This is a genomic window from Methanosarcina mangrovi (assembly GCF_052057765.1).
Lineage (GTDB): Archaea > Halobacteriota > Methanosarcinia > Methanosarcinales > Methanosarcinaceae > Methanosarcina.
This window is the reverse complement of the sequence record NZ_CP195120.1, coordinates 3,256,745-3,270,196: the sequence shown is the minus strand read 5'-3', so window position 1 is coordinate 3,270,196 and position 13,452 is coordinate 3,256,745. Positions and strand designations below refer to the sequence as shown.

Sequence of the window (13,452 nt, the reverse complement as noted above, 5' to 3'; positions counted from 1 at the left end):
ACCTCACCTTATACCGCATCTTCCAGATTAAGCCTGGGAGCAACCCCGAGGGACTTAATCTCGTCCAGTAACAGCTTGAACGCGTAGCTCATCTCAACAGGGTAGATGTCCGTGTCCGCCCCGCAGGCCGAACAGAAAGAGACGTTCCGCTGCTTGTCGTACGTTGCAATCATTCCGCAGTGCGAGCAGACAAGTTCCACCACTTTGTCAGACTCGTCCAGCAACCTTTCTTTTAAGGACATGGCAGCTCCGTGCCCTACCAGCACGTCACGCTCCATTTCACCGAACCTGAGACCGCCTTCCCTTGCTCGACCTTCAGTCGGCTGGCGGGTGAGCACCTGCACAGGCCCGCGGGACCTGGCATGCATCTTGGAGGTGACCATGTGGTGCAGTTTCTGGTAAAGGATCACACCAACGAAGACATCTGCAGGGATCATCCTGCCTGTTGCCCCGTCATAGAAAACCTCTTTTCCTGTGTGGGCAAAACCGTGCTTTTTCAGAGCTTCTCTAAGGTCGTCTTCGTTTTCTCCTGAGAAGGCTGTTGCATTCACTCTTCTGCCTTCCATGGAACCTACTTTTCCGCCGATCATTTCCAGGACGTGTCCTACAGTCATACGGGAGGGAATTGCGTGCGGGTTAATCATCAGGTCCGGAGTCAGGCCGGATTCCGTAAACGGCATGTCAGCAATAGGGACTTTTAAGCCGATAACGCCTTTTTGCCCGTGTCTGGAAGCGAACTTGTCTCCGATGTCCGGGATCCTCTCATCCCTTACCTTTACTTTCGCAAGGCGGGTTCCGTTAATGGATTCCGTGAGAATGACGGTGTCCACAATCCCCGTTTCGTTGGAACGCATGGTAATAGAGCTTTCTCTCCTCTGTTCAACTGCAATCCCGAAGTCGGAAGGTTCTTCCAGGAACCTCGGAGGGCTCGTCTTTCCTATAAGCACATCGTTGGGACCTACCGGGGTCTCAGGGTTTACAAGCCCGTCGATGTCAAGATTTGCATACGCTTCGGCGCTGCGGGCTCCACGGTATTCGGAGTCGGGAATCTCAAACTTGTCTTCCTGCCCGCCGGGATACCTCCTTTCTTCCCCTTCAAAGGTCCTCAGGAAATGGCTTCTCCCAAGCCCTCTCTCTATCGAACCCTTATTGAAAATCAGAGCGTCTTCAATGTTATACCCTTCATAAGACAGAATTGCGACCACGAAGTTCTGGCCTGCGGGTCTGTCATCAAAACCGATTGCTTCGGAAGTCCTTGTCCTTGTAAGTGCCCTCTGCGGGTAGTGCAATACGTGGGCACGGGTATCGGGTCTTAACTTCTGGTTTGCTGTGGACACTCCGATGCACTGCTTGATCATGGCTGCACCCATGGTGTTACGCGGAGATGCGTTGTGTTCCGGATAAGGAACCATCCCGGTACAGATGCCAAGCATAAGTTCGGGGTCTATTTCCATATGGGTGTGCCTGGGAGTAATGTCCGACTCATAGAGTGCAATGTACGCGTTTTCTTCCTCTTCTGCGTCCAGATACTCCACACAGCCTTCTTTTACCAGGTCTTCATAGGTGATTTCTTTGTTTTTCAGTTTCTGTATATGCTCTTCCGTTACCTTCAGGGCTCCGTTTTCCACAACCACGAGAGGTCTTCTTGCCCTGCCCATATCGGAGTTAATAATTACTTCCCTGGTGTTGTCGTTAAGAGCTATATTGACTTGCCTGGATATGAACCCCTGCCGCCTCATTTTTCGGAGCTCTTCTGCGAGTTCCGCAGGGTTGTCATGGGTCCCGACAAGCTCTCCGTTTATGAATACTTTTGCTTTAGTCATCTGACATCAACCCTCAGTCCCCGAACATTGATCCGGAGTCGTCCATATCTGAATAATCGTAGAAGTCATCGTCTTTGTATTTGGTTTCGATTTCCGGAGTTTCTTCAAACTCTTCAATAATCTCTTCCCCGAACTCGTCGAGCAGGATTTCCTTTATCCTTGCCGGAATTTCGGGCACCCTCACAACTACCTTTTCGACGTTAAGATCATAGAGTATCTTTTTAATGCTCTCGGTTTCCTCTATTCCCGTGGAGAGTTCGACCATTTCGGCAAAGTTTTTCACGAGGCCACAATTGGGACCTTCAGGAGTCTCGGAAGGACAGAGCCGTCCCCATTGAGTTGCGTGCAGGTCACGAGCTTCGAAGTGAGGCTGGGCCCTGGAAAGCGGGGAAATTACACGGCGCAGGTGGGAAAGGGTAGAAATATAATCGTTCCGGTCAAGAAGCTGGGAAACACCCGTCCTTCCTCCTACCCAGTTCCCTGTTGCCAGAGGGTGTTGCAGGCGGTCGGTCAGGACGTCTGCCCTTACGATCGTAGCGACGTTAAGTTCCCTGTTCCTCATGTTTGCACGTTCAAGCTGGTACTTTATGTCCCTTGCAAGCCTGTTAAAGGATACTCTGAAAAGGTCTTCCATCAGGTCGCCTGCGAGTTTCAACCTCTTGTTTGCGTAGTGGTCTTTGTCGTCTTCGGTACGCTTCCCAAGTGCGAGCTCGAAGCAGGACTCAGCCATTCTTGCCAGGAAATGAGCTTTTGAGATCCTGTCTCTCATATCGTTTCCAAGGTGGGGGAAAAGATACCGGTCAATTACGTAGTTTGCTCTTTTTATCTGGTATTCCTTGGCCTGCCCGGCAGCAACCCTCGCCCCGATCTTTTCAATGGCTTCTTCCTGGGTCTCGACTTCGGCTTCTTCAAGGTTTTCCAGCATGAACTTGATGATTTCGGGATCACTTGAAACTGCATTTACTATATCTTCGTCAGTTACTATCCCGAGAGCCCTCATGAGTGTAATAAAGTATACTCTGCCGGATATGGAAGGGAAAGATACTTCAAGCAGGGACTTTCTCCCTCTTTCCACAATTACGAGTGCCCTGTATCCTCTTTTCTGGGAGAAGACCTTTGCGACCTCTATGGAGTCCCCGTAACGTTCTCCGTACTCAACAAGGATTTTGTTGGGGGCAAGGTCTTCAAGGGTCATTACTACCCTTTCAGTGCCGCCGATAATGAAATATCCCCCTGGATCAAGGGGGTCTTCTCCATAGCGAACTTTCTCCGGCTCGCTAAGGCCGAGAAGATTGCAGATCTTGGATTTGACCATGATGGGAAGCTGCCCGATCTTTGCCTCCATTACTTCGGATTCGATCCCTTCTTTTACGACACTCATCTCCAGGTAGAGGGGGCCTGAGTACGAAAGGTTTCTGAGCCTTGCTTCGTTGGGGTAAAGTTTTTCGATTGCCCCGTCCGCCTCCTTTACCACCGGATGCTCTACCCTGATCTTGCCGAGTTTGAGGTAGGTGTCTTCAATATCGGTTTCTATAATCTTCTGTTCATCAATGATCTTTTGCAGCCCGTAATCTATAAACTTGTTAAATGAGTCTATATGGTGCTGCACTATCTTGTCCCGTGTAAAATAAGCCTGCGACAGTATACTGCTTTCTAACGCGATGATAGCACCCTCTTTGCTTTGTTATAATGAAAATCAATAAACGATGATCCTCAGATCTTTATGCAGTCGTTGAATCTTTCCGTACGATGGTGCATGGGATTCGAAAAGATGTTCAGTGAAAAAAATGCGATCATGCAAGCGGTTTAAACTCCCCCCCGCTTACTCGATCACAAGTCTGTAATAATCTGCCTCCCCTGCAGTTTGACTTTTCCTCGTGATTTTCACAACATCTCCGACGACAGCTCCTATTTCTTTACTAACAGGATCCTGCACTTTAATTTTCGGAAGCTGTTCCTTTTCAATTAAATATTTGCTTAAAACAGACTTTAATTCGCCCTCTGAAATTATTTCATGTTTAGGGACTGACTCATGGTCGAGCAGGCTGAATTTTGTCAAATCCTTTCCTCCAAAAATAAAGCATCATAAAAAGACTTGTTAGACATTTCCTGCGGATGGCCTCTCCGCCGGTTGTAATAAGAACATGGCGGGCCCGTAGGGATTTGAACCCTAGGCCGACTGGTTAAAAGCCAGTCGCTCTGCCTGACTGAGCTACGGGCCCGGTTTGTTTATCTCTCAACCTCTGCATTTTGCACCACTGAAGGCTAATTTCTTAGCATGCAACCCTGCTGCCCCGCTGCATCAGGGAGCACCTCTTTCACCGGTGCAACCCTCTAATTATAGCTATACTATTTATAGTTAATGCTCCGTTTGCTTTTTTCCTTCAAAATTCTGAAAATTTTGGCTAAATTTTTTTACGACGTGCCATATTTATACAAATATTTTTTCTCATCTTCCGGAAAGATATATGTACGAGAATTTTCACTTTTTAAAAAGTAAAGTCAAAATCAATTTGTTTCTCCACATGTTCGGGTTATACGGCAACTTTTGCCCCGATTTTAAACCACTCGCCGCTTTCCCGACAGTCACCCTCCAAAACTAAAGTATTTAATCAAACTTAATCTCAATAATCAAACTTAATCTAAATTTCTGAGTTTAAACATTTCTAACAAATGTAAGTAAGGTAAATCCTAACTCCAATGTAAATCCTAACTCCAATGTAAATCCTAACTCCAATGTAAATCCTAACTCTAATGTAAATCCTAACTCCAATCTTTCGATCTTCTGTAAGGGCAAAAATGGATTTAAGTCGCTGGATAGGCTTGATAACTACTACAGAACTGCCAGTTGTGCTTAAGCATAGCAGCCTTGAGAATAAAAATAAAGGGTTATGTATATATTCTCAGGAGATATGCATACTTTTCAGTTAGCTTCGAGCTTATTAGTTTTCCAGCTCCAGCAGACTACATAGAACCCAACATGCCAATACTTATTTTTCAGATAGGTTCTAAGGAGATTATCTATATGGTCCTGGAAAGTAATGATCTTCTAGCCAATGAGACAATAGGTATAATTGGAGCCGGATTTCTTGGAATAACCCTTGCAGAGACATTTATCGAGCATGGAGTTCCCAAAGAAAAGCTTATGATTTCTTACGGAGGAAAGCCTTCGACTTTTGAAAGCATAAAAAAGGCAGGTTTAATTGGAAACATTACAGATAACAAGGTCATATGCCAGAAATCAACAATTATATTTATTGCCGTTAAACCTCAGTCCCTTAAGGAGCTTAAGGGCCTTCCTTTTACAAGCAATTCCCTTGTAGTTTCCTGCATGGCTGGCATTTCGTTAGCTTCACTGGAAGGAGCATTAGGCATTGATGTGTTCAGGATAATGACAAGCGGACCGGATACAATAAAAGGGAAGAAAGGTATTGTAGCAGTTTACCCTCAAAATGACATTTTAACCAATATCCTTTCATTTTTGAACTTAAGGGTTCATGAACTGCAAGATGAGGAAAATATGCATGTTTTTACAGCAGGAGTGTGTCTTCCGGCGGCTCTTCTGATTGCAAATAAAAAAGGGCTAAATATAGAAGATTCAATAAAAACAATTGAGAAAGAATATTGTGATTTTAGAGAGATTTATAACTGGGCTAAAAATGTTTTACCTGTTTTTGATTCTGAGAAGGCCCGGACAAATTATATAGAGCATATGAGTACAGAAGGCGGAATAACTGAAGCAATAGTTAATGGCCTTAACTCTGGAGACACATTTTTGGACTCATTAAGAAAAGGTATTGCAAGGAGCAAAGAAATTTCTACTTTTGCCAGGTTCACATTAACTGGGGACGATAAGAGTAATGATTAAGAGTGTCCAAAATTTTTAGTCTTGCTTTATCAGATTTGAGGAGTTGGACATTACATATCGGGATATCCAAAAGAAATAAGATTAAGGTACGTATCCAAAAGAAATAAGATCAAGGTACGTATCCAAAGGAAATAAGATTAAGGTACGTTAATTTCTCTAAGACAGATTCTTACTGCGTTTCTTTGATTGCGATTTTTATGATGAATTCGGTTCCGCAATTCCTTTTCAATTCCAGTTCACCCTCTAACTGGTCTACCAGAATGCTTACCAGCTGTAGCCCGAGAGTCTCGGTTTGTTCCAGATTAATACTTTCAGGCAGACCTACCCCGTTATCCGAGATTGTCATAACAAAATCGGTGTTCTTATTCTCCTCTTTTGTATTTTCAACTCCGTTATTGTCTACTATATTGCTTCTGTATCCTCCGTTTTCTTCCCTGTAAAGTTTTATTTTGACTACCCCTTCATCCCTGTCTGGAAATGCGTGCTTGAGAGAATTTGAAACGAGTTCGTTAACAATTATTCCTAACGGGACAGCCGTATCCATGTCAAAGAAAGTTTTTTCTTTTATTTCCAGAAGCAAATGGAATTCTGAATCTCCGGTATCGTAACACCTGAAGATATGCTCTAAGAGTTTTTGCATATATGCCGCAAAATTAAGGGTACCGGTCTCACCGGATTCGTATAGCTCTTCATGGATTAAAGCCATGGAAATAACCCGGTTCTGGCTTTCTCTGAATGCCTGCTTGACCCTTTCATCATCAAAATATTCAGCCTGGAGGTCCAGTAATGAAGAAATTACCTGCAGGTTATTCTTTATCCTGTGGTGGATTTCCTTTTTGCGGATTTTTTCCATTTTATTAAGGGACTCTTCCGCCATTTTTCTATCGGTTATGTCATACAACAGGCCCTGGTAAAGTTCTTTATTACCCGGTTCGGAAATATTCTGGGCAATTCCATGAATCCACCTAACTTCTCCGTCTTTTTTCCTGATCCTGTATTCATGCTTGACAGTCATATTGGGGGTATTTTTCATTTTTTGTGCTTTTTCCTGCAGTTCTGAACGGTCTTCAGGTTCCACGATTTCATGCCAGCGAATTTTTCCCGAAAGAAAATCTTCCTTCGTATATCCTGTGAGTTCCTCGATAGCCCCATGCAGAAATATCGGGACGAAATTTCCATCAAGCAGAACACCGATTCCCCTGAAGTTCTGAAGATATGAATGGGTGCGCTCCTCACTTTTTTTTAGTTTTTCCACCGCAAGTTTTTTTTCAGTAACGTCTTTGAGCACTCCAAGAACCCTGTAAGGCAGACCTGTTTCATCCGTAAGGCAAACTTCGCTATCTTCAGCATGGAAATAGGTTCCGTCTTTTTTCCTGAACCTGAATTCTCCCTCGTAGTTTCCTCCTTTTTTCCGGATCTTACACTTTTCCTCCAGTACAAATTCCCGGTCTCCGGGATGAATATAACCGGTCCAGGCTTCAAAGCTGAATTCCTGAAATTCTCGGGGAGAATACCCCGTAACTTCTTCTATATTGCCAGCCCAATTGATTTTATCGGTTTTCAAATCATGATCATATATGAGCTGGCCGGTATGCCCTGTGACGATCCTGTATCTTTCTTCACTTCTCTGAAGTTCTTCTTCTGCTCTTTTTCTTTTGGTTATGTCTCTTGCAATAATTGAAATAGCAGTCAGCTTTTTAAAGTCATTAAGAACCGGAGAAAGAGTTATTGAGACATTTATTATTATTCCGTCCTTCCTTAACCGTGAAGTTTCATAATGGCGGATTCTTTCTCCACGCTTAATCCTTTCAACCAATTCTTTTGTCTCTTCGACTAATAAGGGCGGTGCCAGGACGGATATATGTTTTCCCAGAATTTCCTCCGACGAATAACCGTAAATTCGCTCCGCACCTCTGTTCCAGCTAGTAATAACGCCATCAAGAGACTCAGTCATAATAGCATCGTCTGACGATTCCACTATATTTGCCAGGCCCTGAATTTTATCTTCCGCCTTTTTACGTTCAATAGAATATCGGATAGAACGGTTTAATAATCTGCCATCTACCTGTCCCTTGACCAGATAATCCTGAGCACCGCTTTTTACAGCATCGATTCCGATTCTCTCGTCATTCATGCCTGTTAAGATTATTATGGGGACTCGTGAATTTATTCCGTAAATCTCAAGAAAAGTGTCGACACCATCACTATCCGGCAACCTCAGGTCTGACAGTATAACATCAAAAGGATGCTCTTTAAGAAGGTTCAACCCCTCATTAAGGGTTTCAACGTTTTTGAGTTTATACGGGAAATCGGCGAATTCTTCGAGCATCTCTTCAATTAGATTCGCATCCCCGGGATTATCTTCAAAAAGTAATATTTCAACCTTTTTATCCATACCAAACCGTCCTATCCGGGTTACGTTGATCTTATTTTGGGGGTAACTTCACAACTTCAAGCCAGAAGTCTTCTATGGATTTAATTACCTTTATGAATTGATCAAAGTCGACAGGTTTGGCGATATAGGCATTAGCATGAAGGTTATAAGACCTGAGTATGTCTCCTTCAGCTTTGGAAGTTGTTAAAACCACTACCGGTATATGTTTAAGATTGTCGTCTTCCTTTATTTCTTCAAGAACCTCACGTCCGTCTTTTTTCGGTAAATTCAAATCCAGGAGAATTATATCCGGGTGCGGGGAATCTAAAAACTGTCCTTCACCACGTAAAAAGAGTATTGCCTCTTCTCCGTCCCCTACAACATGAAGATTATTCCGAATTTTTGCATCTTCAAAAACTTCTTCAATTAGTCCGACATCTCCTTCACTATCTTCTACCAAAAGAATTTCGATCGGTTTAGCGATTATCTGTTTTCTCATCTAAAAGACCTTCTGACTGGTAACAGTAAAATACAAATTTTGAACCTTCTTAACCTTTTAGAAATGGCTGGTTAAAGCTTAAATCAGCCTTCAAAATCAAATTTTGACCATGAAACATAGTTTCATGCCGTTTTTTGAAAGTTTATAGGTAAAGTGAAATAAAAGGTTGACCCCTTCTCCAATTCGGATTCTACCCAAATACACCCTCCGTGCCTTTCTATGATTTTTTTACAAATTGAAAGCCCAATTCCTGTTCCCGGATATTCTTCCTTTTTATGCAACCTCTTAAAAACTTCAAAGACTCTCTCCGAATATTTGGGATCAATTCCGATTCCGTTGTCCTGCACTGAAAATAGCCATTGACCCTCCTCTTTTTCTACAGAAATTTGAATTTTCGGCGCCTCTTTACTGCGGAATTTTATTGCGTTGCTGATCAGATTCTGAAATACCTGAGCCAGCTGGGTACCATCTGCCATTATTTCAGGTAAAGGATCATAAGATATGGTAGCTTCATTTTCTTTTATAGCGATTTCTAAATTAGCCAAAACCTGATTCAAAATGAATTCACAATCATTAGGTTCGAATTCTCTGGCTTTGGTGGTTACTCGAGAAAATTCCAGAAGATCATTTATCAGGCTTTGCATACGAGAACCCCCGTCCACAGCGAAGTATATGTACTTATCAGCCTTATCATCAAGTCTGCCCTGATATTTCCTTTGTAAAAGCTGCAAATAACTTACTATCATTCTCAGGGGTTCCTGTAAATCGTGAGAGGATACGTAAGCAAATTGTTCCAATTCCGCATTTGAGCGGGCAAGTTCTGCTAACTTCAGTTCTAACATTTCTTCTGCCTTTTTCCGCTCAGTGATGTCACGGGCCGCAGCAAAAACTCCAATGACATCCCCGGATTCGTCCTTATAAATTGAAGCGTTATATAAAACCTGTGTCACATTCCCATTCCTGTTCTGGATTTCAAGTGCATAATCCAGCACTGCTCCTTCCCTGAACACCTGTTGATATCCTTTTTTTGCTTTTTCCGGCTCGGTGAAATAGTTCGTAAAGTCGGTACCGATAAGTTCTTCCCGTGAATAACCGGTAACCATTTCCGTAGCTTCGTTTACGTCGGTTATTTTTCCATCAGGGCCGATAGTAACCAGAGGGTCCAAACTGGCTTCAAGCAGGCTACGATTATAAATATTTGACAGTCTCAGAGCTTCTTCTGCTTTTTTGCGTTCGGTTATATCTCTGGCAATAGCTGAAAGGGCCACAAGCTTTCCAGAGGCGTCAAAAACCGGAGAAAGAGTTATTGACATATTTACTACTGTACCATTCTTTTTTAACCTTAAAGTTTCGTAGTGACGAATTCCTTCTCCCTGTTTGATCCTTTCAATTAACTGTTTTACTTCTCCTTTAAGATCATCCGGTTCAAGTTTTGATATGTTTTCTCCCAGAATTTCTTCAACTGAATTACCGTAAACACATTCTGCTCCCTTATTCCAGCTGGTAATTTTACCGTCAAGAGACATAGTTATAATGGCATCGTCTGACGATTCAACAGCATTTGCAAGTGTCCTGATTTTTTCTTCTGCTTTTTTCCGCTCCGTAATATCACGTGCAGCTGCAAAAACTCCAATAACCTCGCCAGACTCATCCCGATAAACCGAAGCATTATACAGAACAGGAGTCGTGTGTCCGTCTTCGTGTCGAATTTCCAGCGGATAGTCTCTCACCATCCCTTTCCGGAACACCTGTTGATAACCTTCTTCTGCCTTCCCAGGCTCGGTGAAATAATCCGAAAAATGAGTGCCTATTAACTTATCCCGTGAATAACCGGTGACCAGTTCTGTAGCTTTATTTACGTCAGTAATCTTACCATCAGGGCCGATAGTAACCAGAGGGTCCAGGCTGGCTTCGATCAGGCTGCGGTTATATTTACCTGCAAGTTCCAATGCTTTTTCAGCCCGTTTGCGCTCGGTAACGTCCTGAACTGTTCCCTTCATCTGAACAGGGACATTTTTTCTGTTAAAAACAACCTCCCCCTGTTCGTGTACTATGCACTCCCTTCCATCAGCCCGGATAATCCGATGATCGATACTGTAAGTTTTTCCGTTGAAAGCTTCTTTTACCGTATAATCCACACGGTCCCTGTCTTCCGGGTGCACGTAACTCAAAAATGCATCGTAAGTCGCACCGAATTCCTGAGGACTGCAGCCGAAAATCCGGTAAATTTCATCAGACCAGTATAGTTTATTGCTCACAATATTCCAGTTCCAGTTTCCAAGGTGAGACATTTTTTGAGCTTCAGCAAGCCCTTTTTCACTTTCTCTTAATAATTTGTAAGCTTTCCTGAGCTTAAGGGTTCTTTTTTCAACCAGCTTTTTCAGGTCGTCACGTGCTTCTTTCAATCTGATTTCTGCTTCTTTTATGTCGGTGATGTCACGGGAAATGGCGAGAACGGAAGCAACTTCCCCGTCAACAAACTCGGGCACTATTTGCGTATTGAAATAGTATTTTTTTCCTTGAGGTGACGTATATTCGAATTCCATTGTTTCGGGCTTTCCTGTGGCAAAGACCTTTTCATGGTGTTCTTCCCAAAACTTTATCTGCTCAGGATCTCTTCCGAGTTCACTGTGAGTTTTTCCAATTACTTTTTCCTGGGGGTGACCATAAATTTCCACAGACACCGGATTAACATACAGGTGGCGGTTCTGTCTGTCAAAACGAGCGATCAGGTCAGGAGAATTCTCAGCCAGGGTCCGAAAACGTTTTTCGCTCTTGCGAAGTAATTCATAGGCTTCATTGAGTTCCTCGGATTGGGCCTGCAACTCCTCCGATTGGACCTGGAGATTTTCATATGTCTCACGCAAAGCCCCTTCAGCCCGCTTGCGCTCGATGGCCACCGATACCTGGTCGGCTACGGTTTTCATGAGGGCAAGCTCGTCTCCCGTAAAGTTCTTCCTGCTTCTTGTGCCAAAGGAGAGCGTACCTATCGTTTTCTCTCCTATATGGAGCGGTTGACAGGAATAAGCCTGAATCCTCATCGACCGCACAAGGTCTGCTCTTCTGTCCCCATTATGCTGCACATCCTCGGAAACTATGCGGTAGCCATCACGGGCCACACAACCACAGATAGCTACCCCCTTATCCAGCCATTCGATCTCTTTAGCTGCCTCCGCGCTTATCCCGCCGCAGGCGTTGAGATGAAGCCTTCCCCGTACCTCATCAAAAACGTAGTTAAAGAACACGTCACAGTTCAGGTGTTGCATCACCTTCTCGGCGATGGTCTGGATCGTGGCCTCGGGTTCTTTGCTCGAAAGGAGGAGGGCATTCGCTTCGCTCAGGAGCTCGAAGCGCCTTTCGCTCTCGATTAACGCTTCATTCGCTTCCATAAGTTCTTCAGCCTGAGCTTGTGACTCCTCATTTTGCATCCGGAGCTCTTCGGACTGAGCCTGTAACACCTTCGATTGCACCTGGATGTTCTCATAGGCTTCAAGCAGTGCTTCCTCAGCCTGCTTGCGCTCCGTAATGTCACGGGCGACATGAACACTCCCGATAAGGTTCCTTTTTGAATCATAAAGCGGCGAGACGCTTACTAAAAAACAACCTCCAAGGCAATCCTCACAGACCTCTGTTGTGTGTTCTAGCCCGTCCTGAAGCAACTGTTTGTGAGGACAAAAAGAGGGTGGGCTGTCCGTTCCATGTACCGCGTGATAGCAGGCCAGTCCTGCACACTCTTCCGGGGTCACCCCCAATTTTGCCGCCATGGCCCTGTTTGCACGGACGACCCTGTATTCGGTATCGATTATGGCTATCAGGTCCGGAACGGCATCAAAGGTATATTTCCAATCTTTCGCGGCTTGAAGAGCGGTTTCTTCTGCCCTCTTGCGTTTGGAGCTTTCAATCTGTTCCCATTTTCCTTCCCTTTTAATCAGGGCAAACTGGTGGTTGATGACCACGTCTACTATTTCAGTTGAATTACACTTCTCAAGGCAATAAGTACACAGTGCTATCATCCGGTAGTTACCGATGACCCTGTCTATTTCTTCTTCATAATCAACAAAATCATTCCAGTCCTTTTTTTCCAGCCAGAAAGTGTTCCCTGTCAATCTCAAACCGTCATAGCCGTTGGCCAGGGCTTTATTGAGTTTTTCGATCCACCCGTTCAATATTCTTTCCGAATCGAAAACACCCTCTTCTACATACCAGTGTGTGTAAGGAATAATTTCGATCTGCCCTTTCTCAAGGTAAGTATCAAGGTAGGGAACAGCTCTTCTAAGGGCTTCTTTTGCCTCTTCCACATCCAGAGGTCGGGATGTGACCCACATGCAAAATTCGTTATTTTCCAGCCCTGCCTTAAAGTAGGGAACCAGTACGTCCATTAAATCTTCTTTTGTCCGGTAGAACTGGCAGAAGTGTGTTCCCCAGGGAATATCCCCTATAATACCAATCCCGGACGTCCTTAGTTTTTCTTCCATTGAACACCTCTCCGTTCATTAAAAACAACTTTGAACTTCTTGTTTAGCAGGCTGTGAACAGTTTATCATCTGGGTCAGGAAAATTTTAAAATTCCCTCCCATATCAATGAAGGCATGTCCAACGACCTATTTTTCAGGAAAACAGCGATCTTCCTGGCAAAAAGATCCATTAACTCCTGGGTATGTCCCGAGTCGATTTGCACATTACACGTTATCAGTGTCTACTTTATGACATTTTTTTGATCAAGAATAGGCTGGATATCAACTACTCACTCTCCTTTTTCAACTTCAGGAACCCGAAAGTAAAATATTTGCAGGTTTTCAGGAGTATATCACGGTTCTTTACAGCCGTGATTTTACATAAATTCCGCTTCAACAGAAGTTAATCTAAAGATTGCCTAGAAAATAGAAAT

7 protein-coding genes and 1 tRNA gene are annotated in these 13,452 nt (G+C 43.9%); 1 reads left to right on the top strand and 7 read right to left on the bottom strand.

All coding sequences use genetic code 11. The features are described 5' to 3' along the window. Positions 1-8 precede the first annotated feature (8 nt). From rpoB to ACSAZL_RS14490, 4 genes are all read right to left on the bottom strand, one after another. Positions 9-1,823 (bottom strand): DNA-directed RNA polymerase subunit B, encoded by a 1,815-nt coding sequence (gene rpoB / locus ACSAZL_RS14505; RefSeq protein WP_440945340.1) that lies wholly within the window; start codon positions 1,821-1,823, stop codon positions 9-11. A gap of 13 nt (positions 1,824-1,836) precedes the next feature. Continuing rightward, positions 1,837-3,432: a DNA-directed RNA polymerase subunit B'' gene (locus tag ACSAZL_RS14500; RefSeq protein WP_440945339.1), complete on the bottom strand. Its 1,596-nt coding sequence runs from the start codon at positions 3,430-3,432 to the stop codon at positions 1,837-1,839. Between the two features lie 213 nt (positions 3,433-3,645). After that, on the bottom strand, positions 3,646-3,882 hold the full coding sequence (locus ACSAZL_RS14495) for a DNA-directed RNA polymerase subunit H (RefSeq protein WP_440945338.1): 237 nt from the start codon (positions 3,880-3,882) through the stop codon (positions 3,646-3,648). A gap of 86 nt (positions 3,883-3,968) precedes the next feature. Next, a tRNA-Lys gene (locus ACSAZL_RS14490) sits at positions 3,969-4,045 on the bottom strand. A gap of 647 nt (positions 4,046-4,692) precedes the next feature. On the opposite strand from ACSAZL_RS14490, the gene ACSAZL_RS14485 reads away from it, so the two are divergent. Further along, positions 4,693-5,691, top strand: a complete 999-nt coding sequence (locus tag ACSAZL_RS14485; RefSeq protein ID WP_440945337.1) for a pyrroline-5-carboxylate reductase family protein — start codon at positions 4,693-4,695, stop codon at positions 5,689-5,691. A 169-nt stretch (positions 5,692-5,860) separates the two neighbouring features. Here ACSAZL_RS14485 and ACSAZL_RS14480 read toward each other — a convergent pair whose 3' ends face one another. The 3 genes from ACSAZL_RS14480 to ACSAZL_RS14470 all read right to left on the bottom strand — a co-directional run bounded on the left by ACSAZL_RS14480 (position 5,861) and on the right by ACSAZL_RS14470 (position 13,039). Continuing rightward, on the bottom strand, positions 5,861-8,086 hold the full coding sequence (locus ACSAZL_RS14480) for a PAS domain S-box protein (protein WP_440945336.1): 2,226 nt from the start codon (positions 8,084-8,086) through the stop codon (positions 5,861-5,863). A 31-nt stretch (positions 8,087-8,117) separates the two neighbouring features. Continuing rightward, positions 8,118-8,564 carry a response regulator gene (locus ACSAZL_RS14475; protein ID WP_440945335.1) on the bottom strand — a complete coding sequence of 149 codons (447 nt, stop codon included), beginning with the start codon at positions 8,562-8,564 and terminating at the stop codon, positions 8,118-8,120. 122 nt (positions 8,565-8,686) lie between these two features. After that, on the bottom strand, positions 8,687-13,039 hold the full coding sequence (locus ACSAZL_RS14470; protein WP_440945334.1) for a PAS domain S-box protein: 4,353 nt from the start codon (positions 13,037-13,039) through the stop codon (positions 8,687-8,689). Positions 13,040-13,452 lie beyond the last annotated feature (413 nt).